A 21,328-nucleotide genomic window follows, 5' to 3' on the forward strand; every position below is an offset into this window, starting at 1 on the left:
ATGTGAGGCAATCCTTAGTCACCGACCGCGCCCTGGGCTCCCCGTCACTGACGGGCCAGGACCTCGTGCTCGGATACGACCGTGCCACCGTCGTGCACGGCGCCTCGCTGCACCTGAGCGCGGGACGCGTCACCGCGCTCATCGGCCCCAACGGGTCCGGCAAGTCCACGCTCCTCCGCTCGCTCGCCCGCCTGCACCGGCCGACCTCAGGCACCGTCAGCCTGCCCGACGTGCCCGACGCCCTCGCACTACGACCCAAGGACTTCGCCCGGCAGGTCACCCTCCTGTCCCAGAGCCGGCCCACCCCGAACGGCGTCACGGTCCGCGACATCGTCGGATACGGCCGCCACCCCTACGAGGCCCGGTACCGTCGCACGGACCCTGACGGACCGCGGGCGGTCGCGCACGCCATGGAGGTCACGGGCGTCAGCGCGATGGCCGAGCGCGGGGTCGACGAGCTCTCGGGCGGAGAGCTCCAGCGCGTCTGGCTCGCGACCTGCCTCGCGCAGGACACCGGCGTGCTGCTCCTGGACGAGCCGACGACCTACCTCGACCTGCGCTACCAGGTGGAGATCCTCGACCTCGTCCGCGACCTCGCGGACGACCACGGCGTCGCCGTCGGCGTCGTGCTGCACGACCTCAACCAGGCCGCCGCCGTCGCCGACCACGTCGTCCTGCTGCAGGACGGTGTCGTGCAGGCCGCCGGGACGCCCGTGGAGGTCCTCACTGCCGAAGCGCTCAGCGCGACCTACCAGATCCGGATCGACGTGAGCGTCGACGCGCGCACCGGCACCGTCCGGACGGAGCCGGTCGGTCGCCACACGGGGCGCCGCGCGGTCCCCGCCTGACCTCACCGCGCACGCCCCTCAACCTCTCCACCCTCACCCAAGACCGAAGGACACCCATGCGCACGTCTCCCCTGCTCCCCGCCACGCTGCTCGCGGCCGCGCTCACACTCACCGCGTGCGGCACCACCGAGGCGCCAGCGTCCACGACCCAGACCGAGAAGGCCGGAGCGTCCGGCGACCCTGTCACGTACACCGACGAACGCGGCGAGCACACCCTCGACGAGGCCGCCGACGAGGTCGTGTCCCTCGAGTGGGGCCTCACCGAGAACCTCCTCGCCCTCGGTGTCGACGTCGTCGGCCAGGCCGACGTCGCCGGTTACAACACGTGGGCAACCGCTCTGCCGCTCGACGAGACGACCCCCGACGTCGGGATGCGGGGCGAGGCGAGCCTCGACGCGATCTCCGCCCTCGAGCCGGACCTCATCGCCGTGACGACCGACACCGCCGACACCGTCGTCGACCAGCTCGAGGAGATCGCACCGGTCGTCGTGCTCCGCGGTTCCGACGGCACCGACCCCATCGGGTACATGGAGAGCACGGTGGAGACGCTCGCTGCCGCGACGGGAACCGCCGAGACGGCGGAGGAGCTGCTCGCGTCCTTCGACGAGAAGGTGCTCGAGGGCAAGGCCGCGCTCGAGGCCGCGGGCCTCACCGGCGCGACGTTCACCATGGCGGACGGCTGGGACACCAACGGCACGGTGAGCGTCCGGATGTACACGCCCGGGTCCTTCTTCGGCGCGATCGCCGCCGAGCTCGGCCTGGTCAACGGCTGGGAGGGCGAGGGCGACCCCGACTACGGCCTGTCCACCACGGACGTCGAAGGCCTCACGGCTCTCGCCGACGCCGACGCGCTGCAGTTCCTCTACATGGCCAGCGACTCCACCGCCGACCCGTTCGCCGAAGGCCTCGCCGGCAACGCGATCTGGGAGCAGCTGCCCTTCGTCGCCGCCGGTGACGTGCACCGCCTCCCGGACGGGATCTGGATGTTCGGCGGACCCGCCTCGGCCGAGGCGTACGTCGACGCGGTCATCGCCGCACTCACCGCGTGAGCACCGCGCAGGAGCGGGCGGTCCCGGTCCCACCCGTGGGCGCGGCCGAGGTCCTCGCGCAGGCGCCCCTCGCCGCTCGCCGCCCGCTCCTGCGCACCAGCGGCGTGTTCGCCGTCACCACCCTCCTCGGCCTTGTCCTCGCCCTCCTGCACCTCACGCAGGGCACCGCCGGCCTGGGGGTCGGTGAGGTCGCGCGCGCGGCCCTGGGCCTCGACGACGGCTCGACGGCCTCCGCCGTCCTCGTCGCCTCACGGCTCCCACGGCTCCTGGCCGGAGTCCTCGTGGGCGCTGCGCTCGGCGCGGCGGGTGCGGCACTGCAGTCCGTGGCCCGCAACCCCCTGGCGTCCCCCGACACCCTCGCCGTCAACGCCGGCGGGTACCTCGCGGTCGTCGTCGTCGCTGTCGTCGGTGTGACGCTCCCGTTCTACGTCTCGGGTCTGCTCGCCCTCGTCGGCGGGCTCGCGGCCGCCGGTCTCGTCCTCGCACTGTCCAGCGGAGGGGGCGCCGGGCCCACGCGTCTCATCCTCGCTGGAGCAGCGACGACGTTGGCGCTGAGCGCCGTGACGAGCCTCCTGCTCGTCCTCTTCCAGCAGGAGACCCTCGGTCTCTTCGCGTGGGGCAGCGGCTCCATCGTCCAGTCCGGGACGCGGACGGTCACCCTCGCCGCACCGGTCGTCGCCGCGGGCCTCGTCGGCCTCGGTCTCCTCGCGCGACGCCTCGACCTCCTCGCGCTCGGCGACGACACCGCCCGGGTGCTCGGGGTGGACGTGCGCGGCACGCGAGTGCTCGCCGTCGGAGGCGCGGTCGTCCTCTCCGCGGCAGCAGTCACCGTGGCCGGCCCCATCGGGTTCGTCGGACTGTGCGCGCCGGTGCTCGCCCGGCTGGTCGCTCGCCGGGTCCCCGGACTCAGCCGCCACGCCACGCTCCTCCCGCTGGCCGCCCTCGTCGGCGTCGTCGTGGTCCTCGCAGCCGACGTGCTCCTGCGGGCCGTGCTGCCGGGCCGGTACGGCGCGGCTGTGCCCACGGGCATCGTCACCACGGTGTTCGGTGCCGTCGTCCTCGTGGCCCTGGCCCGCCGACTGCGGGACTCCGGTCCCGCCGCACGGGGCAGCCGGGCACACGTCCGGCCCCGGAGCGTCCGGCGCGCCGCGGTCGTCGTCACGGTCCTCGTCACGCTCCTCGCAGCGGCGGCGATCGTGGCGGTCCTGCTCGGCGACCGACTCGTCCTGCTCGGAGACGTCGCGAACTGGCTCGGCGGGCAGGCCGGACGACAGGTCGACTTCGTCCTCGACCAGCGCAGTCCACGCGTCCTGGCCGCTCTGCTCGCCGGTGCGGCGCTGGGACTCGCTGGGACGCTCGTGCAGTCGGTGTGCCGCAACCCGCTCGCCGACCCCGGGCTCCTCGGCGTCACCGCCGGAGCGGGTCTCGGTGCGGTGAGCGTCATCCTGCTCGTCCCCGGAGCCCCGGTGTGGATGATGACCGCGACAGGGACGGCGGGCGCCTGCACGACGTTCGCGCTCGTGTACCTCCTCGCCCGACGGGGCGGTCTGAGCTCCGACCGGCTCGTGCTCATCGGTATCGGCACGAGCGCCGGAGTCACCGCCGTGACGACGCTCCTCATCGTCGTCACCGCGCCGTGGAACGTCAACCTCGCCCTCACGTGGCTCTCCGGCTCCACCTACGGGCGCACCCTCGGGCACATCGTCCCCGTCACCGTCGCCCTGCTCGTCGTCACGCCCCTCGCCGCCTCGTACCGTCGCGAGATGGACGTGCTCAGCCTCGACGAGGACACTCCGCTCACGCTCGGCGTCGACGTCGAGCGGACCCGGCTGCTGCTGCTCGCCGGGACGGTGCTCGTCACCGCTGCGGCCGTCTCCGCGGTCGGCGTCGTCGGGTTCGTCGGGCTCGTCGCCCCGCACGCCGCGCGCGCTCTCGTCGGATCCCGCAACGGACGCGTCCTGCCTGTCGCGATGCTCCTCGGAGCACTCCTCGTGAGCGTCGCGGACACCGTCGGCCGCACCGTGATCGCGCCAGCACAGATTCCGGCGGGACTGACCACGGCGCTCATCGGCGCGCCGTACTTCGTCTGGCTCCTGTGGCGGCAGCGCACGCCGCGCTGAAGCCGGTCCTGTGCCCCGTGCCCACGGGCCCCGGGAGCGGCCCGAGAGCGGCCCCGTCTGGACGCTAGTCTGACCAGCGGTCCGAGCTCTGCACGCGCACGTGACACCGGGAGACGAGATGACGACGACGGTCCGACCGGCGACGGCGCAGGACGCCGACGCGGTGTGGCCCCTGGCCATCGCGCTCGCCACCTCCGGGCGCCCGACGCCCGGCGGGTTCGCGGAGATGTACCGGACGATCCTCGCCGACCCCCGATGCCTGCTCCTCGTCGCTGAGGCGAACCCGGGGGGTGCGGTCGTCGGATACCTCTCCGCGTCGACACGGGCCACGTTCCACGCCGACGGGCTCGTGGCCTGGGTCGACGAGATCGTCGTGGCGGAGGCGGTGCGCCGCGCGGGGACGGGCGCGGCCCTCATGCACGCGGCAGAAGCGTGGGCGACAGACGTGGGCGCGTCCGTCGTCTCGCTCGCGACCCGACGCGCCGGCACCTTCTACGAGGCGCTCGGGTACACGGGCTCCGCGACCTACTACAAAAAGACCCTGCTTTGCCCTATCCCCTGACATTTCCCCGGTGCCATGCTGGGAGGGTCACCCGCCGACGACGCACGGAGGTCCGACCATGAGCATCATCCTCAATCCCCACCTGGGTTTCCGGGACACCGCCCGGCCCGCGATGGAGTTCTACCAGTCCGTGTTCGGGGGCGAGCTGGCCATCGACACCTTCGGACCGTCCTTCGGGAGCGACGACCCGACAGACGCCGAGAAGGTCATGCACGCCCAGCTCATGACACCGAGCGGCCTCGTCCTCATGGCGGGCGACACGCCGAGCAGCATGGAGTACACGCCCGGCACGAGCATCCAGGTCTCGCTGAGCGGCGACGACGAGGTCGAGCTCCGGCGCTGCTGGGAGGGCCTCATCGAGGGTGGGACCGTCATCGAGCCGCTCGTGGCCGCGCCCTGGGGTGACCTCTTCGGCATGTGCATCGACCCCTTCGGCGTGCAGTGGATGGTGAACATCTCCCCTACCGCTGCGTGACGCACGCCGTCACGCACCTGCTGGTCACGCACCTGCTCCCGGTGCACGCGTCCGGAAGGTGAGCACCGCGTGCACGAGCAGGCCCGCCACAAGCCCCCAGAAGGCGGACCCGACGCCTCCGAGCGTCAGGCCCGACGCCGTCACCGCCAGCGTGATGAGCGCCGCCTCGCGCGAGCGGGTGTCCTCCACGGCCCCGACGAGCCCGTTGAGCACCGCGCCCAGCAGCGCGACGCCGGCGACCACCGCGACGAGCGCGCCCGGGAGCGCGTGGAACAGCTGGACGAGGCCGACACTGAACACACCGACGACGAGGTAGAGCACGCCCGTCGCCACCCCGGCGACATACCGTCGCGCCGGGTCGCGGTGCGCCTCCTCCCCCGTGCAGATCGCTGCCGTGATCGCGGCGAGGTTGATCGCGTGGCTGCCGAAGGGAGCGAGGACGGTCGAGACGAGACCCGTGGCCCCGACGAGCCGGCGGTCGTCCGGCGAGTAGCCGGCGGTGCGCAGCACGGCGATCCCCGGCGCGTTCTGCGACGCGAGCGTCACGAGCAGCAACGGGATCCCGATGCTCACGATCGCCGCGAGGGAGAAGGACGGAGCCGTCAGGTGCGGGACGGTCACCTCCCCCGTCACCTTGCCGAGGCCATCGAGCCTCCCCTGGACGCCTGCGACGAGTGCCCCCAGGACGAGGGCGACGAGGACGGCGTACCGCGGCACGAGCCGCTTCGTGACGACGAAGGCCGCGACCACCGTGATCGTCAGGAGCGGCGCACCGGGTACCGCCTGGAAGGCGGCGATGACGAACTGCAGCAGTATCCCCGCGAGGAGCGCGGAGACGATGCCGTGCGGGACCCGGTCCATCACCCACCCGAGGGCCCCGGTCGTCGCGATGATCGTCATCGCGAGACCCGCGACGAGATACGCACCCACCGCTGCGGAGAACGCGTGATCTCCGAGCGACGTGATGAGCAGCGCAGCACCGGGCGTGCTCCAGGCGGTGATGACGGGCATCCGCGTCCACAGGCTGAGCACGACGCAGGTCAGACCGCTGCCGACGGAGATGGCCCACACCCACGACGTGGTCTCGTCGACGCTCAGTCCGCCCGCGTCCGCGGCCTGGGTGACGACGGCGAACGGCCCCGAGTACGAGACGAGGACGGCCACGAGCCCGGCGACGACCGCCGAGACGGACAGGTCTCTGCGCAGCCGGGACCGGGCGACGGGGCCTGTCGTCTCGCCGACCGATGTCATCGCGCTCTCCTCGCCCGCCCGGTGAGGCTCGTCACCGCCGGGCAACGGGCGCGGTCGGGCACGCGGCCGCGCGCGTTGCCCGCGACGGCGCGTGACGTCGTCACGCCGTCCAGTCTGTCGTCATCATGGAAAGTACCCCAGTGTGTCCGTTTCGACGACGTGGCGCACGCGACCGGGCGTCCGACCCGGAGAACACCGAAGGGCGCCTGACCTGGTGGTCAGACGCCCTTCGTTCGGTGGAGCTGAGGGGACTCGAACCCCTGACCCCCTGCATGCCATGCAGGTGCGCTACCAGCTGCGCCACAGCCCCGTGACCCCGAGGGATCCGGTGCCCCGTTTCCGAAGCGTCGCAATCTTAGGACGAAGTTGCCTCGAAGTTCCAATCGGGCCCCGCGTTCCAGTGATCCAGCGGGTAACCGGCCCCGACATTGTGGGCCATGAGACGCCAACCGGGGTGCGCGGACGGTCCGGAGCGGTTGAGCTGCGACCAGTGGACGTTGTTGAGCCCCGCAAGCCCACGCCACACCGTCGGGTCGAGGCCGAGCAGCGCCGTGAGCGCGATCGTGATCGCGGCGCCGTGCGAGACGACGACGAGCGTGTCCTGCGTGTCCAACGCCTCCCCGTGCTCCGCGATCGCCTCGAGCATCCGTGCGACCACTGCGGCGCGGCTCTCCGCGCCGGACCGGGGCGGCTCCTCCCCGCGGCGCCACTGAGCGAACTCGACCGGCCATCGTTCCTCGAGCTCAGGCCTCGACAGGCCTTCCCACTCCCCGAAGCCACGCTCGCGGGTCCTGGGGTCGACGACGACCTCCACGCCCACAGCACTGCCGTACGCCTCCGCGGTGGCCCGGGCGCGGACGAGGTCGGAGGAGACGACGAGGGTCGGCCGGTGGGCACGCGCGAGCGCTGCCGCACCATGCTCCGCCTGCCACTCACCGACGTCGTCGAGCGGGATGTCCACCTGACCCTGGAGCCGGCCCTGCAGGTTGTACGCGGTCCGGCCATGCCGCAGGAAGACGAGGGTGCCGACGCTCACTCGTCGACGTCCGCACCCACCCCGCGCAACGGGTAGCCGAAGTCGTCGGGCTCGTACTCGGGCGCGACCGTCCCGTCGCCTCCACGGGCGTCCTCGGGGAGCTCGATGAGCGGGCAGTCCTTCCACAGACGCTCGAGCGCGTAGTACACGCGGTCCTCGGCGTGCTGGACGTGGACGACGATGTCACCGAAGTCGATGAGGACCCAGCGGCCCTCCGCCTTGCCCTCACGCCGGATCGGCTTCGAGCCGAGCTTGTGGAGGGCTTCCTCCACGGCGTCGACGATCGCAGAGACCTGGCGCTCGTTGTTGCCGGAGGCGATGAGGAAGACGTCGGTGAGCACGAGCTGCTCGCTGACGTCCAGCGCGATGATCTCGGCGGCCTTGCGCTCGGACGCCGCGCGGGCCGCCGCGATCGTCAGCTCGATGGCACGGTCAGTTGCAGGCACAGATGCTCCTCAGAGATCACACATGAGATGGATGGGGTGATGCGTAGGACGATGCATGGGACGCGGCGGACATGCTCGCGGCGGTGCCCTCGGCAGCGGCGGCGCCGCTGCCCTCCAGGCCGACCTTCCAGATGATCAGCCCGAGAACGAACGCTACCGCGACGAGGATCAGATAGTGCAACCACGTGTACTTGTGGTCCCCGTCGTCGTCGTCCTCGTCCTCGTCGTCCTCGTCGTCGACGTCGTCTGCTGCGCTGTCGGCCGGGAGCGACCGCGGCGGGGTCCGCGGTGCCTGGGCAGGACCATGTCCGTCGCGCTCCTCCGGGGCCGCGTCAGCCGCCGGCACAGCCCCGCTCGGTTGCGACGGGCGCTCGGCGCGCGTCGCAGACACGGCGTCCCAGCGCGGGAGCATCTCCGTCACCGGCTCCGGGCTCGTGGCTGGCGCCGTCGCCGGGTCCGGCGCTGTCCTCGGCGCGGTCGGCGCGGAGACGCGCTGGTGGAACTCGCTCACGGGGGGCGCGCCGCGCCCGCCCTGTTCCGCGGTACGCGGTCCAGCGGCGGACGTGACGGGCGGCCACGGCCGCCGGGGGGTGCCGTCACCGAGGAGCTTCGGAGCGGCGGAGGGAGCCTCGATGGCGGGCTGCGGTCGTGCCGCCTGGTGGAACTGCTGCGGCGTCGGGGCGGGTCGCGGGGCCGATGCCGACGACGGGCGCGCGCCGCTGCGCGGGACCTCGGTGCGCGGGACGTCACGCACGACGGACAGCTCGCCGGTCTCATCGACCGTGCGGATCGCGTTCGTCTGCGTCGGAGGAACCACCACAGGCCGCGAGGAGTCCGCCCGTTCCCGCAGGTTCCGTCGGGACACGTCCGGCGTGCTCTCCGAGCGCGCGGGCTGCGCCTGGACCTGCGGGTGTGGCTGCCCCGGCGGCTGGGACCGGGGTCGCCCGACCCGGCTGAACTGCGAGCCGGGCCCGCTCGGCTGCGGGGTCCGCTGAGGCAGGCCGGTCGCAGACCGCGAGCCACCGTCAGCCTGCTGCGACGGGCGCGCGCCCGGCGCACCGGACCGTGTCGCGGGAGCCGCACCGCGTGGCGACGACACGGGCGGGGCACCCTGTGCCTGGGAGGCTGGCGGCGCCGACGCCGCGGCGGCGGCGGCGGCCGCCGCACGTGCGGCCTGCTCGCGGATCTGGCGGCGCGTCAGCGGGACCGCGGGAGTGTCCCCGCCCTGCTCTGTCATGATGCAACCCTCACAGCCGACTCGACGTACAGACCGTGCTTCGCGATGTACTGCACCACCCCGTCCGGCACGAGGTACCACACCGGTTCACCGGCAGCGGCGCGCGCGCGGCAGTCGGTGGACGAGATGGCCAGGGCCGGGACCTCGAGCTCGCTCACCACGTGCCGCGGCAGACCATCGATCGACAGCCGGTGCCCGGGGCGCGTGACTGCGACGAAGTGCGCCATGCTCCAGAGCTCCTCGGCGTCCTTCCAGGTGAGGATCTGCTCGATCGCATCCGCACCCGAGATGAAGTAGAGGTCCACGTCGGGGCGCTCCTGGCGCAGGTCACGCAAGGTGTCCACGGTGAACGTGAGCCCGGGACGGTCGATGTCCACCCGGCTCGTCGTGAACCGCGGGTTCGACGCTGTGGCGATCACCGTCATGAGGTAGCGGTGCTCTGCCGGGCTGACCGGTTGGTGCTGCTTGAAGCTCGGCTGACCGGTCGGGACGAACACGACCTCGTCGAGCTCGAACCGGGCAGCGACCTCGCTCGCGGCGACCAGGTGACCGTGGTGGATGGGATCGAACGTCCCACCCATCACGCCCACACGGCGGCGCTGCGTCGACATCGACGGATCCGTCGCGATCAGTGACGCGTCCACACGCTGCGGAACGCGTACGTCACGGCGAGGAGACCGAGGAGGACGGCGAAGGCGGTGAGGCCGAAGGCGATCGGCGAGATCGCGAGGTGGTTCACGGCTTCGGTCTCCTCCGCGGCGAGCACTGCTGCGAACATGTCATCCTCCTGTTTCGCTCGTCCGCACGCCCGGTCGGGACCGGACGCAGGACGTTGGTCCTGAGTGAACGTCTAGTCTCTCACGCGTCCTGGCGCGGACGATCCCGACGAGTGCTCGAACGGCGGCGTACGCGGAACGTCAGCGTCGCACGTGACCGTCGCCGTGCACGACCCACTTGGTCGTCGTGAGCTCACCCAGCCCCATCGGACCCCGCGCGTGCAGCTTCTGCGTGGAGATCCCGATCTCGGCTCCGAGCCCGAACTGACCGCCGTCGGTGAAGCGGGTGGAGGCGTTGACCATGATGGCCGCCGAGTCGAGCTCCGCGACGAACCGCTCGGACGACACGAGGTCCGCCGTGACGATGGCCTCGGTGTGCCCCGAGGACCAGGTCCGGATGTGCTCGATCGCCGCGTCGAGGTCGGGCACGACGCGCACGGCGAGGTCGAGCGAGAGGTACTCCGTGGCCCAGTCCTCGTCGGTGGCCGGCACGGCCCGCACGGCGTCGGGCGCGAGAGCGAGCGTGCTCGCATCTCCGTGCACCACCACGTCCGCCGCGCCGAGGGCAGCGAGGACCGCGGGCAGGAGCGTCGGTGCCGCGTCCTGGTGGACGAGGAGCGTCTCGGCGGCGTTGCACACCCCCACCCGGTGGGTCTTGGAGTTGAGGACGATCTCCACGGCCATGGCTGGGTCGGCGCTCGCGTCGAGGAAGACGTGGCAGTTGCCCACCCCCGTCTCGATGACGGGCACGGTGGACTCGCGCACCACCGTCTGGATGAGGTCCGCCCCGCCCCGCGGGACGAGCACGTCGACGAGACCGCGCGCATGCATGAGTGCCACGGCTCCGGGCCGTCCGTAGGCATCGATCGACTGGACGAGGTCTGCGGGGAGACCCTGGCGCTCGAGCGCCCGACCGAGCACCTCGACGATGACCTCGTTGGAGCGGGCCGCTGCGCTCCCGCCACGCAGGATCACGGCGTTCCCGCTCTTGAGGGCGAGGCCGGCCGCGTCGACGGTCACGTTGGGACGCGCCTCGTAGATCATCCCCACGACACCCATGGGGACCCGGACCTGCCGCATCCGGAGCCCGTTCGGCAGCGTCGCTCCCCGGACGACCTCACCGACGGGGTCCGGCAGGGCAGCGAGCTCGCGGAGCGCGTCGGCGATCGAGGCCACCCGGTCCTCCGTCAGCGCGAGGCGGTCGAGGAGCCCCGGGGAGGTCCCGTTCTCGCGGCCCCGGGCGAGGTCGTCCGCATTCGCCTCGACGATCTGCGCCGTCGCGGCGACGAGGGCGTCGGCCAACGCGTGCAGCGCGGCGTCCTTGGTGCTGCGGGTCGCCGTGGCCAGCGCCAACGACGCCGTCTTGGCACGCCGGGCGACGCCCAGCACCGCCGCGCTCACGTCGTCGGCGAGGGCGTCCGGTCCGTGCTCTGCTACCTGGGTCATGTGACCAGGTTAGTCACCCCTCGCGGGCGTCGTCACGCGCGTCCGGAGGTGCGTCGTCACCGAGCGGGAAGGAGTAGAAGCGCAGCGTCCCGATGCCGCGCACCACCGTCGACTCCCGTGCGGGATCGCGCACGAACCCGAGGCGTTCGTAGAGCGCCACTGCGGGGTTGTCCGGCCCGGTGTCGAGCACGATCGCGCGCACCCCCCAGGTCCGCGCCTCGGCGACCGCAGCCTCGACGAGCAGCCGACCCAGGCCCTGCCCCCGCCCTTCGGGGAGCGTCGTGAGCAGGCGCAGCTCGGCCTCGTCCGGCCGTGCGTTGCGCACGTAGCGGGTACCCGACCGCAACAGGCTCGCCGTCCCGAGGATCGTGCCGTCGTGGACGCGGACCGCGACGAGCAGAGCACCGTCACGGTCACGACCGGCTGCATCGTGGAGCAGCGCGAGCCGGTCGGCGTCGCTCGTCGCGCCATAGGGACCGGTGTCGAAGCCGTGCTGGGTGACGCGGCCCACCTCGGCGTGCTCGCGGGGCTCGGCGCGCCGCACGACGACGTCCGTCGCGAGGTCCCTGCCGGCGCCCGGGCTCATGACTTGCGGGGGCGCGGCACGAGGACGAGGTCGTCACGGTGCACCACGGCGCGGTCGTAGCCCTCGCCGAGCGAGTCGCGCAGCTCACCCGTGGAGAATCCCAGCAGCGCGGGGACCTCACGTGCGTCGTAGGAGACGAGCCCGAGCGCGACGACCTTCCCGGTGGAGTCCACGAGCTCGACGGGGTCCGCCGACCGGAAGTCGCCCTCGACTGCCGTGATGCCGGCGGGGAGCAGCGATGCCGTGCCACCGGTGACTGCCCGGACCGCTCCGTCGTCGAGCACGAGCCGGCCACGCGCCTTGGCGGCGTACCGCAGCCACAGACGGCGCCGCGACGTGCGTTTGCCGGTTGCCGCGAACCACGTGCCGGCCTCCCTCCCGGCGAGGGCGTCGGCGACGTTGTCGGCGCGCGTGAGGACCACGGGGATGCCTGAGCCCGATGCCATCGACACGGCCTCGAGCTTGGTGACCATCCCGCCCGTCCCCACCGCGCTGCCGCTGCCCGAGATCTCGACGTCGGCAATGTCAGCGAGGCTGTGCACCTCGCGGATACGGGTGGATCCCGGACGCGACGGGGGGCCGTCGTAGAGCCCGTCGACGTCCGTGAGCAGGATGAGGGCGTCCGCGCGTACGAGGTGGGAGACGAGCGCGGCCAAGCGGTCGTTGTCGCCGAACCGGATCTCGTTCGTGGCCACCGCATCGTTCTCGTTGACGACGGGCACGACACCGAGGTCGAGGAGCCGCTCGAGGTTGCGCTGAGCGTTGCGGTAGTGGCCACGCCGCACGGTGTCCTCGGCGGTGAGGAGCACCTGCCCCACCCGCAGGCCGTGCGCCGCGAACGCCTCGGTGTACCTGGCGACGAGGATGCCCTGGCCCACCGAGGCCGTCGCCTGGGCGGTCGCGAGGTCGCGCGGCCGCGCGGGCAGGCCGAGGGGGGCGAGCCCGGCCGCGATGGCACCTGACGTGATGAGCACGACCTGCTTGCCCTCGGCGTGGCGCGCGGCGAGCACGTCGACGAGCCTGCGGAGCGCAGCGACGTCGAGGTGTCCGTCGGCCCCCGTCAGGGAGGACGAGCCGATCTTCACCACGACGCGGTGCGCGTCCCGGATCATGGCGCGCGGGTGCGGTGCAGGAGGCAGGTCTGTCACACGTACATCGTGCACCAGGTCAGACCCCGGCAGCCTCGTCGTCCGCGATCGGGTCCGTCCAGATGCCTGCCTCGCGCTCCGTCCACAGCTCTGCGCGGGCCTCGGCCTTGGCGTCCATGCGCTCGGTGTGCTCGCGGCGCTTGTCCGACCGCGACGGGCGCAGGGACTCCTCGAGGCGCACGTCCGAGCCGCGCGGCCCGCCGAGCAGCTCGGAGCCCGTCATGAGCGTGGGCTCCCAGTCGAAGATCACCGAGTTGTGCTCCGGGCCGATCCGGACCTCGTCGCCCGCGACGGCGCCGATCTTGAACAGCTGCTTCTCGACGCCGAGGGTCGCGAGCCGGTCCGCGAGGTAGCCGACGGCCTCGTCGTTGGAGAAGTCGGTCTGGCGGACCCAGCGCTCGGGCTTGACTCCTCGCACCTCGTAGTACGGGCGACCGCCGGACTCCTTGCGCTGCACGGTGAAGCCGGCATCGTCGACCGCGCGCGGCCGCAGGACCGTGCGTGCGGGTGCGGGCGCGGGCGCCACGGCCCGGGCACGCTCGACGTACTCGCCCAGGGCGTACGCGAGGGCCTTGAGACCCTCGTGGCTCACGGCAGACACCTCGAAGACCTTGACGCCGCGGGCCTCGAGGTCGGGCCGCACGAGCTCGGCGAGCTCGCGTGCCTCCGGGACGTCGATCTTGTTGAGGACCACGAGGCGCGGTCGCTCCGTGAGCGGGACGCGTCCTCCGTCGATGTCGAGGTCACCTGCGTACGCGGCGAGCTCCTGCTCGATCGTGTCGAGGTCGGACATCGGGTCGCGGCCCGGCTCGAGCGTCGCGCAGTCGAGGACGTGGACCATGACCGCGCACCGCTCGACGTGCCGGAGGAACTCGAGCCCGAGGCCCTTGCCCTCGCTCGCGCCCGGGATGAGGCCGGGGACGTCGGCGACGGTGTACCGGGACCCGCCGGCCTGGACGACACCGAGGTTGGGCACGAGGGTGGTGAAGGGGTAGTCGGCGATCTTGGGACGCGCCTTCGAGATCGCGGCGATGAGGCTCGACTTGCCGGCGCTCGGGTAGCCCACGAGCGCGACGTCGGCGATGGTCTTGAGCTCGAGGACGAGATCGAGCTCCTCGCCCGGCTCGCCGAGCAGCGCGAATCCGGGCGCCTTGCGGCGCTTCGACGCGAGGCCCGCGTTGCCGAGCCCACCGTGGCCGCCGGGTGCGGCGACGAACTCGGCTCCGTCGCCGACGAGGTCGGCGAGGATGTTGCCCTCGCGGTCCTTGACGACGGTGCCCGTCGGGACCGAGAGGATGAGGTCCTCACCGTTGGAGCCCTGCCGGTAGTCGCCCATGCCCTGGGTGCCGGACTGCGCGACGCGGTGCGGGGAGTGGTGGAACTCGAGCAGGGTGGTCACCTGGGCGTCGACACGGATGATGACGCTCCCGCCGTTGCCCCCGTTGCCTCCGTCGGGACCCGCGAGGGGCTTGAACTTCTCCCGGTGGATGGAGGCGCAACCGTTGCCGCCGCTCCCGCCCGTGGCATGCAGGACGACTCGGTCAACGAAGGAAGCCATGGTTCAACCAATCATGTAGCGCTGACGGGTCCGGACGGGGCGGAGCCCGTCCGTCTACAGTCTCGCGCCGTCAGCAAGGAGCGATCAACACGGGCACGCAGAGGTGCACGCGGACGAAACATCGAAGAGGGACGCACCATGCGGTGCGTCCCTCTTCGCGGTGGTTCAGCTGTGGTCGAGGACCTCAGACGCCAGCCTCGACGATGTCGATGACCTTGCGGCCACGGCGCGTCCCGAACTGGACGGCACCAGCGGTCAGCGCGAAGAGCGTGTCGTCGCCGCCACGGCCGACGTTGTTGCCGGGGTGGAAGTGCGTGCCCCGCTGGCGGACGATGATCTCGCCCGCGCTGACGACCTGGCCACCGAAGCGCTTGACACCGAGGCGCTGTGCGTTCGAGTCGCGACCGTTGCGCGAGGAACTCGCACCCTTTTTGTGTGCCATGGCGGAACCTGCTTTCCTGCTGAAGAGTGTGTGGAAGACGAGCGCGCCGGGCGTCGCCCGCCGCGCGGAGGAACTACTTGATCTCGGTGACCTTGAGGCGCGTCAGCTGCTGACGGTGCCCCTTGCGCACACGGTAACCCGTCTTGTTCTTGAACTTGAGGATCGTGATCTTCGGACCCTTCTCGTCCCGAACGATCTCTGCGGTGACCTTGACCTTCGCCAGCTTGGCTGCGTCGGTGGTCACCTTCTCCCCGTCGACCAGAAGCAGCGCGGGAAGTTCGATGGACTCGCCGGCGTCGCCCGAAAGTCGGTCGACGACGACGACGTCGCCGACGGAAACCTTCTCCTGGCGGCCACCGGCCTTGACGATCGCGTACACCACGTTGCTGCTCATCTCTCTTAGTCTCAGCGGCGTGCTCATCACCGGGGCAGTCGAACACCTCGGGAGCACACGGGACCAGCGCGAATCACATCGCGCCGACGGTCAAGATTACGGAATACGGCACCCTGGGTCAAGTTGCGCTCCCGGGCACGCGCGGAACGGAACGCTCCGGCTCCTATCCTACGACGTCGTCGGACTGCTCGGCGCCATCGCGGCCCGTGCCTCCACGCTGACCACGGCTGACGCGCGGCTGACGCGCGGCCGCTGGCCCGACAGAAGGCCGCGGGAACGCCTGATGCCACCGCTCCGGAGGGAGCGGTGGCATCAGGTGAGGTTCACCGGTGACGCGTCAGAGGGCGACGTCCGGCCCGGTGGACGCCCGACCTTCGGCGTCGGCCTCGTCGGAACGTGGGGCGGCCCCGTGCCCGGATGCCGCGAGCTCGGCCACGACGTCGAAGACCGGGCTCTCGGCGCGCGCCGACGGCGGGGTGGTCGGTGCCGCCTCGTCCGAGACGACCGTCGCCCCGTCCGTGACCTGCGCCCCTGCGTCCGACTGCGTGTCCACCTGCTGAGCATCCGCGAGCGGTTCGAGGTTCTCGAGCTCGTCCGTCTCGACGCTGACCGCCGCGTCCTTGTCGTGCTCGTGCTCGTGCGCGTGGGCCGCAGCCGCGGCGATCGTCGCGAGCGTCGCCTTCACGGACTCGCGTTCCTCGGGCAGCACCGGGACCGTCGTGATCGCAGCACCCTCGTCACGGCCCGCGCCCCGCTTGCGGCGCGCACGCTTGTCGAACGAGTCGCCGGCCGCTGCGGCCGTCGCACCGTGCCCGGCATCGGCGTGCTTCTCGTTCGGTTCGTCGTGCACGACGAACCCGCGACCGTTGCAGTGCTCGCACGTCTCGCTGAACGCCTCGACGAGGCCCTGCCCGACGCGCTTGCGCGTCATCTGGACGAGGCCGAGCGAGGTCACCTCGGCGACCTGGTGCTTCGTCCGGTCCCGGCCCAGGCACTCCACGAGCCGACGCAGGACGAGGTCACGGTTCGACTCGAGCACCATGTCGATGAAGTCGATGACGATGATGCCGCCGATGTCCCGCAGCCTCAGCTGTCGGACGATCTCCTCAGCCGCCTCGAGGTTGTTGCGGGTGACCGTCTCCTCGAGGGTGCCGCCCGATCCGATGAACTTGCCGGTGTTGACGTCGACGACGGTCATCGCCTCGGTGCGGTCGATGACGAGGGACCCTCCGGACGGCAGGAACACCTTCCGATCGAGGCCCTTGGCGAGCTGCTCGTCGATCCGCGCCTCCGAGAACACGTCCTTCTCGCTCGTCCAGCGGTGGACACGCTCGGCGAGGTCCGGCGCGAGCTCGTTGACGTACTCGGAGATCTCCGACCAGGCGGTCCCACCCGAGATGGTGAGCTCCTTGAAGTCGTCGTTGAAGATGTCCCGCACGACGCGGATCGCGAGATCCGGCTCGCCCTGGAGCAGTGCCGGCGCGGACGCGCTCTTCGACTTCTTCTCGATGGCCTCCCACTGGGCCTGCAGCCTGGCGATGTCGGCGCGCAGCTCCTCTTCGCTCGCACCCTCGGCAGCGGTACGGACGATGACACCCGCGGACTCGGGAACGACCTCGCGGAGGATCTTCTTCAGACGAGCACGTTCCGTGTCGGGGAGCTTGCGGGAGATCCCGGTCATGCCGCCGCTCGGGACGTAGACGAGGTACCGACCCGCGAGCGTGATCTGCGACGTGAGCCGAGCACCCTTCTGGCCGATCGGGTCCTTCGTCACCTGCACGAGCACGGGGTCGCCAGACTTCAGCGCCTGCTCGATGCGCCGTGGCTGGCCCTCGAGGCCCGCAGCGTCCCAGTTGACCTCACCGGCGTAGAGCACGGCGTTGCGCCCCTTGCCGACGTCGACGAAGGCCGCCTCCATGCTCGGCAGCACGTTCTGCACCCGGCCGAGGTAGACGTTGCCGGCCATGGAGGCCTGCGACTGCTGGGAGACGTAGTGCTCGACGAGCACCCCGTCCTCGAGGACGGCGATCTGCGTCCGGCCGTCGCGCTCACGCACGATCATCGAACGGTCGACGCTCTCCCGACGGGCGAGGAACTCCGCCTCGGTGATGATGGACCGACGCCGGCCGGCGTCGCGGCCGTCCCGACGACGCTGGCGCTTCGCCTCGAGGCGCGTCGAGCCCTTGAGCGCGGTGACCTCGTCCGATGCGGTCCGTCCCTCCGACCCGCCGCGTGTGCGGGGGGTCCGGGCGGGAGCTGCATCGGGCTCGGCCTCGCTGCCGCGTGCGCCCCCCCGGCGACGGCGGCGGCGACGGCGGCTCGAGCCGCTCTCTCCGTCGTCCTCGGAATCCTCGTCGGACGACGCGTCTGCCGCGTCGTCCGCCGCTTCAGTCTCGGCCACGGCACCGCGGCGGCGGCGCGAGCGACCGCGACCGGTCTCAGCGTGCCCCTCGCCCCTCTCGTCCTCGGGTGCGCGGGCGGGCTCGTCCTCGTCCGTCGACGCGTCGTCGTCGGAGTGGTCCTCGGTGCTGCCCTCGTTCGGGGTGTCAGAACCGCCACGGCTACGCCGACCACGGCCGCCACGGCGACGGCGACGGCGCGACCCACCCGAGCCGTCCTCGGAAGCGTCGGTGTCCTCGGAAGCGTCGGTGTCCTCGGAGTCGTCCGTGTCCTGCGAGTCGTCGTCGGCCCGGTCGTCGTCCTCCGCCACCGTGCCGCTGGCGCTCTGCGCACCCGCGGTCTCGTCAGCAGCGGCCAGACCGTCGACCATGTCCTCGTCGACGAGGAGCTCGTCCTCGTCGACGCCGCTCGAGGCCGGCTGCACGTCGGCGACGGACGGCGCCGCGCTCGTCCGCGGCGGACCGGCCGGCGACTGGACCCGGCGACGACCGGTGCGGGTCACCGCCGTGTCCGGCGCCTGGAAGAGCAACGCGGTCGACGCGCGACGCGGCGCCTGCTCGCTGGTCGTCGGCGCCGGCGCGGCCTCCGGGGCAGGCTGCGGTGCAGCGGTTCTGCTGGCGGGCTCCGGCGCGGTGGTCTCGCGGACGGGCTCCTGCGCGGTGGTCTCGAGCGCCGGGGTGGGATCCGTGACCGGCGCCTTGGACGCGCCCGACCGCGAGCGACGGCTCGTCCGCACGGGGCTCTCCTCCGGCGCCGCCTCCGGCGAGGACGACGACTCGGACGAGGACGAGGACTCGGACGAGGACTCGGGCTGCGATGACGACTCGGGGCGGCTCGCTGCGCGGCGGCCGCCGCGGGTACGTGCAGCACGCTTGGGCGCAGCCGGCACGTCGACCTCGTCCGCAGCGCTCGTCCCGGCGCCCTCCGGAGCGGCCTCGGCGGGCGCACTCGCAGGTGCGTCCTGGGCCGCGGCCTTGGCCGACGAACGGGAGCGTCGGCTCCTCGTGGCAGGCTCCGCGGTCCGCGCGAGCTCGGCGATCACGTCGAGCTGCGGCTCGCCCGCGGCGGGGGTCGTGTCCGCAGCGGCGCTGACCGGTGTGTCGTCGGCAGGTGCGGCGGCAGCGGGTGCGACGTCGGGCGCGTCGGCTGTCCGGGCGCCGGCCCGTGAGCGGCTGCGTCGGGCTCGCGGAGCACTCACGCTCGGCGCGTCGTCGGACGTCTGGGCGCCCTCCGTCCCGGCCGCGGGCCCGTCGGTCGTCGGAGCAGCCACGACGCTCGGGGAGCTGGTGTCTGCGACCGGCTCGGTGCTGGCGACAGGCTCGCTGGTGGCGCGCGACCTCGTCGCACGACCGGACGCCGTGGCGCGACGGCGCTTCGGGGGCTGGGCCGACTCCTCGGCGGCGGGCGTCTCGCTCACCGCGGCGCCGCTGGTGCTCGTGGCCGGAGCGGGAGGTGCGCTCGCGGGAACCGGTGCGGCGAGGGCGGTGAGGTCCACGGGCTGCGGCGCCGCAGTCTGGCGGGTGACTCGTCGTCGCGCCGGCTTCTTCGCCGGGACGTCGTTGCCGCTCGTGCTGGTGGGAGTGTTGTCGAGAGTCACGAAGGTGCTCCAATGCCCGGAGGGTCTCGCCCCACACGTGCGGCGCCCTCAGGCGGTTCGGTCGTCGCAGACGCAGGAGCGCCCACGACGGAAGTCGTCGGTGTCAGTCCGCTGCACGGGCGAGCGAGCGGGTGCGCCAAGCTGCCGGGTACGTACCCCGACTGCGGCGCCACCACGATCTGCGATTCGCGTTGCTGCGAGCTGTGTCGGCCTCAGGGAGTGTGGCCCCTGAGCCGTCCTCAGTATCGCACAGGGGCGTCATCGAGGACTGCGGGGCGCTGACAAGGCGTGTCGAGACCAAGGTCACACGTCGCAGGCGAGTGCCCGCGCCGCCACCGGGACCTTGGTCCCGGCCCCCCGACGGTGCAATCCCTAGTGTCGTTCCGACGCACGATGCGTGCTGCGGGCCCGAGGACAGGACCGGCGAACGCCCCGGCGCGCCCCGTACCCGACCCGCACCTCTGGAGCATCGTGGACGTCCTCGACCTCGCACGGTGGCAGTTCGCCATCACCACCGTCTACCACTTCTTCTACGTCCCGCTGACGATCGGCCTCGCGCCGCTCGTCGCGATCATGCAGACCGCGTGGGTCCGCACCGGCGACGAGCGCTGGCTCAAGCTCACGAAGTTCTTCGGCAAGCTGCTGCTCATCAACTTCGCGATCGGCATCGTCACGGGAATCGTGCAGGAGTTCCAGTTCGGCATGAACTGGAGCGAGTACTCGCGGTTCGTCGGTGACGTGTTCGGCGCACCGCTGGCCATGGAGGCGCTCGCCGCGTTCTTCGTCGAGTCCACCTTCCTCGGGCTGTGGATCTTCGGCTGGGACAAGCTGCCGAAGAAGATCCATGTGGCGTGCATCTGGGCGGTCGCCGTCGCGACCAACCTCTCGGCCTACTTCATCCTCGCGGCGAACTCCTGGATGCAGCACCCCGTCGGCGCGATCTTCAACCCGGAGACGGGACGCGCCGAGATGACCGACGTCTGGGCCGTGCTGACGAACTCGACGCTCCTCGCCGCGTTCCCGCACACGATCACCGCCGCGTGGCTCACGGCCGGCACCTTCGTCGCCGGGATCGCCGCGTGGTGGATGGTCCGCGAGGTGCGCCGCGGCCGTCCGGACGTCGCCCGCGACGTCTACCGCCCCGCCGTCGTGCTCGGCCTCGTCGCCATGATCGCGTCCGGTGTCGGCCTTGCCGTCTCGGGCGACGCGCAGGCCAAGCTCATGTTCGACCAGCAGCCCATGAAGATGGCCGCGGCGGAGGCCCTGTGCGAGGGCGAGGACGGCGCGAGCTTCTCGATCCTCACGCTCGGAGACCTGTCGAACTCGTGCGAGGGCGTGCTGCACGTGCTCGAGCTGCCCGGGGTGACGAGCTTCCTCGCCGACGGCCGGTTCGACTCCTACCTGCCGGGCATCGCCGAGCTGCAGGAGATGTACAGCGAGAAGTACGGGGACACCGACTCGGCCGGCAACCCCGTCGACTACTCCCCCAACCTCGCGCTCACCTACTGGAGCTTCCGTCTGATGATCGGCCTCGGGGCAGGCTCGGCCGCCCTGGCCGTCGCCGCACTGTGGCTCACCCGGCGCGGGCGGGTGAGCGACAAGCAGTGGCTCGCACGTCTCGGCCTCCTCGCGATCCCCACGCCGTTCCTCGCGTCCTCGTTCGGATGGATCTTCACCGAGACCGGCCGCCAGCCGTGGGTCGTCGCACCGAACCCCACGGGCATCGACGCGATCCGGATGCTCACCGAGCGCGGGGTCTCCACCGCGCAGGGCCCTGCCGTCGTGCTCGCCTCGATGGTGATCTTCACGCTCGTCTACACGGCGCTGACGGTCGTCTGGGGCCGGCTCATCTGGCGCTACATGGCCGAAGGTGCGCCGGAGACCGTGCACGACGACTCCCCCGAGGCACGCACGGACGACGACACCGACCGCCCGCTGTCCTTCGCCTACTGACCCG

At 72.0% G+C, this 21,328-nt stretch carries 19 protein-coding genes and 1 tRNA gene; 6 read left to right on the plus strand and 14 right to left on the minus strand.

Annotation, left to right across the window (positions count from 1 at the left end; all coding sequences use genetic code 11):
* Window positions 1–2 precede the first annotated feature (2 nt).
* From AC2AXK_RS07990 to AC2AXK_RS08010, 5 genes are all read left to right on the plus strand, one after another.
* Window positions 3–848, plus strand: a complete 846-nt coding sequence (locus AC2AXK_RS07990) for an ABC transporter ATP-binding protein (RefSeq protein ID WP_484344823.1) — start codon at window positions 3–5, stop codon at window positions 846–848.
* A 56-nt stretch (window positions 849–904) separates the two neighbouring features.
* Window positions 905–1,897 (plus strand): ABC transporter substrate-binding protein, encoded by a 993-nt coding sequence (locus tag AC2AXK_RS07995; RefSeq protein WP_484344824.1) that lies wholly within the window; start codon window positions 905–907, stop codon window positions 1,895–1,897.
* Window positions 1,894–4,017 (plus strand): iron ABC transporter permease, encoded by a 2,124-nt coding sequence (locus tag AC2AXK_RS08000; RefSeq protein ID WP_484344825.1) that lies wholly within the window; start codon window positions 1,894–1,896, stop codon window positions 4,015–4,017. Before AC2AXK_RS07995 ends, AC2AXK_RS08000 begins: the two co-directional genes overlap by 4 nt.
* Window positions 4,018–4,135: 118 nt before the next feature.
* Complete coding sequence (locus AC2AXK_RS08005) at window positions 4,136–4,579, plus strand: GNAT family N-acetyltransferase (RefSeq protein ID WP_484344826.1); 444 nt, start codon at window positions 4,136–4,138, stop codon at window positions 4,577–4,579.
* A 58-nt stretch (window positions 4,580–4,637) separates the two neighbouring features.
* A complete protein-coding gene (locus tag AC2AXK_RS08010) occupies window positions 4,638–5,054 on the plus strand; it encodes a VOC family protein (protein ID WP_484344827.1) in 417 nt (138 codons plus the stop codon).
* A gap of 24 nt (window positions 5,055–5,078) precedes the next feature.
* Here AC2AXK_RS08010 and AC2AXK_RS08015 read toward each other — a convergent pair whose 3' ends face one another.
* The 14 genes from AC2AXK_RS08015 to AC2AXK_RS08080 form a co-directional block, all read right to left on the minus strand.
* Window positions 5,079–6,305, minus strand: a complete 1,227-nt coding sequence (locus AC2AXK_RS08015; RefSeq protein WP_484344828.1) for a benzoate/H(+) symporter BenE family transporter — start codon at window positions 6,303–6,305, stop codon at window positions 5,079–5,081.
* A gap of 237 nt (window positions 6,306–6,542) precedes the next feature.
* Window positions 6,543–6,615 (minus strand) — tRNA-Ala (locus AC2AXK_RS08020).
* A gap of 45 nt (window positions 6,616–6,660) precedes the next feature.
* Window positions 6,661–7,341, minus strand: a complete 681-nt coding sequence (locus AC2AXK_RS08025) for a histidine phosphatase family protein (RefSeq protein ID WP_484344829.1) — start codon at window positions 7,339–7,341, stop codon at window positions 6,661–6,663.
* The gene (gene rsfS / locus AC2AXK_RS08030; RefSeq protein ID WP_484344830.1) at window positions 7,338–7,787 is read right to left on the minus strand and encodes a ribosome silencing factor; all 450 of its coding nucleotides are present in this window, start codon (window positions 7,785–7,787) and stop codon (window positions 7,338–7,340) included. Before rsfS ends, AC2AXK_RS08025 begins: the two co-directional genes overlap by 4 nt.
* A gap of 16 nt (window positions 7,788–7,803) precedes the next feature.
* Window positions 7,804–9,024 (minus strand): hypothetical protein, encoded by a 1,221-nt coding sequence (locus tag AC2AXK_RS08035; protein ID WP_484344831.1) that lies wholly within the window; start codon window positions 9,022–9,024, stop codon window positions 7,804–7,806.
* Window positions 9,021–9,635 carry a nicotinate-nucleotide adenylyltransferase gene (nadD, locus tag AC2AXK_RS08040; protein ID WP_484344832.1) on the minus strand — a complete coding sequence of 205 codons (615 nt, stop codon included), beginning with the start codon at window positions 9,633–9,635 and terminating at the stop codon, window positions 9,021–9,023. The genes AC2AXK_RS08035 and nadD overlap by 4 nt, the downstream gene beginning before the upstream one ends.
* A gap of 17 nt (window positions 9,636–9,652) precedes the next feature.
* On the minus strand, window positions 9,653–9,802 hold the full coding sequence (locus AC2AXK_RS08045; protein WP_484344833.1) for a hypothetical protein: 150 nt from the start codon (window positions 9,800–9,802) through the stop codon (window positions 9,653–9,655).
* 139 nt (window positions 9,803–9,941) lie between these two features.
* Complete coding sequence (locus tag AC2AXK_RS08050) at window positions 9,942–11,246, minus strand: glutamate-5-semialdehyde dehydrogenase (RefSeq protein ID WP_484344834.1); 1,305 nt, start codon at window positions 11,244–11,246, stop codon at window positions 9,942–9,944.
* Window positions 11,247–11,259: 13 nt separating this feature from the next.
* Entirely contained in the window at window positions 11,260–11,832 is a 573-nt protein-coding gene (locus tag AC2AXK_RS08055) for a GNAT family N-acetyltransferase (protein ID WP_484344835.1), read from the minus strand.
* Entirely contained in the window at window positions 11,829–12,944 is a 1,116-nt protein-coding gene (gene proB, locus AC2AXK_RS08060; RefSeq protein ID WP_484344918.1) for a glutamate 5-kinase, read from the minus strand. Before proB ends, AC2AXK_RS08055 begins: the two co-directional genes overlap by 4 nt.
* Window positions 12,945–12,999: 55 nt before the next feature.
* On the minus strand, window positions 13,000–14,538 hold the full coding sequence (obgE, locus tag AC2AXK_RS08065) for a GTPase ObgE (RefSeq protein ID WP_484344836.1): 1,539 nt from the start codon (window positions 14,536–14,538) through the stop codon (window positions 13,000–13,002).
* Window positions 14,539–14,722: 184 nt separating this feature from the next.
* Window positions 14,723–14,980, minus strand: a complete 258-nt coding sequence (rpmA, locus tag AC2AXK_RS08070) for a 50S ribosomal protein L27 (protein WP_056131185.1) — start codon at window positions 14,978–14,980, stop codon at window positions 14,723–14,725.
* A 73-nt stretch (window positions 14,981–15,053) separates the two neighbouring features.
* Window positions 15,054–15,362 (minus strand): 50S ribosomal protein L21, encoded by a 309-nt coding sequence (gene rplU / locus AC2AXK_RS08075; protein ID WP_484344919.1) that lies wholly within the window; start codon window positions 15,360–15,362, stop codon window positions 15,054–15,056.
* A 349-nt stretch (window positions 15,363–15,711) separates the two neighbouring features.
* Window positions 15,712–19,371, minus strand: coding sequence for an Rne/Rng family ribonuclease (locus AC2AXK_RS08080; RefSeq protein WP_484344837.1), 3,660 nt, complete (start codon window positions 19,369–19,371; stop codon window positions 15,712–15,714).
* A 471-nt stretch (window positions 19,372–19,842) separates the two neighbouring features.
* Between AC2AXK_RS08080 and AC2AXK_RS08085 the strand changes: the two genes are divergently transcribed.
* On the plus strand, window positions 19,843–21,324 hold the full coding sequence (locus AC2AXK_RS08085; protein WP_484344838.1) for a cytochrome ubiquinol oxidase subunit I: 1,482 nt from the start codon (window positions 19,843–19,845) through the stop codon (window positions 21,322–21,324).
* Window positions 21,325–21,328: the final 4 nt, after the last annotated feature.

The organism is Sanguibacter sp. Z6_81, from assembly GCF_057180625.1.

What these genes read in the sequence shown, in the direction of transcription:
- AC2AXK_RS07995 (WP_484344824.1), top strand. Translation starts at nt 905, where the DNA reads ATGCGCACGTCTCCCCTGCTCCCCGCCACGCTGCTCGCGGCCGCGCTC.
- AC2AXK_RS08005 (WP_484344826.1), top strand. Translation starts at nt 4,136, where the DNA reads ATGACGACGACGGTCCGACCGGCGACGGCGCAGGACGCCGACGCGGTG.
- AC2AXK_RS08010 (WP_484344827.1), top strand. Translation starts at nt 4,638, where the DNA reads ATGAGCATCATCCTCAATCCCCACCTGGGTTTCCGGGACACCGCCCGG.
- AC2AXK_RS08015 (WP_484344828.1), bottom strand. Translation starts at nt 6,305, where the DNA reads ATGACATCGGTCGGCGAGACGACAGGCCCCGTCGCCCGGTCCCGGCTG.
- AC2AXK_RS08035 (WP_484344831.1), bottom strand. Translation starts at nt 9,024, where the DNA reads ATGACAGAGCAGGGCGGGGACACTCCCGCGGTCCCGCTGACGCGCCGC.
- nadD (WP_484344832.1), bottom strand. Translation starts at nt 9,635, where the DNA reads ATGTCGACGCAGCGCCGCCGTGTGGGCGTGATGGGTGGGACGTTCGAT.
- AC2AXK_RS08045 (WP_484344833.1), bottom strand. Translation starts at nt 9,802, where the DNA reads ATGTTCGCAGCAGTGCTCGCCGCGGAGGAGACCGAAGCCGTGAACCAC.
- AC2AXK_RS08050 (WP_484344834.1), bottom strand. Translation starts at nt 11,246, where the DNA reads ATGACCCAGGTAGCAGAGCACGGACCGGACGCCCTCGCCGACGACGTG.
- AC2AXK_RS08055 (WP_484344835.1), bottom strand. Translation starts at nt 11,832, where the DNA reads ATGAGCCCGGGCGCCGGCAGGGACCTCGCGACGGACGTCGTCGTGCGG.
- proB (WP_484344918.1), bottom strand. Translation starts at nt 12,944, where the DNA reads ATGATCCGGGACGCGCACCGCGTCGTGGTGAAGATCGGCTCGTCCTCC.
- obgE (WP_484344836.1), bottom strand. Translation starts at nt 14,538, where the DNA reads ATGGCTTCCTTCGTTGACCGAGTCGTCCTGCATGCCACGGGCGGGAGC.
- rpmA (WP_056131185.1), bottom strand. Translation starts at nt 14,980, where the DNA reads ATGGCACACAAAAAGGGTGCGAGTTCCTCGCGCAACGGTCGCGACTCG.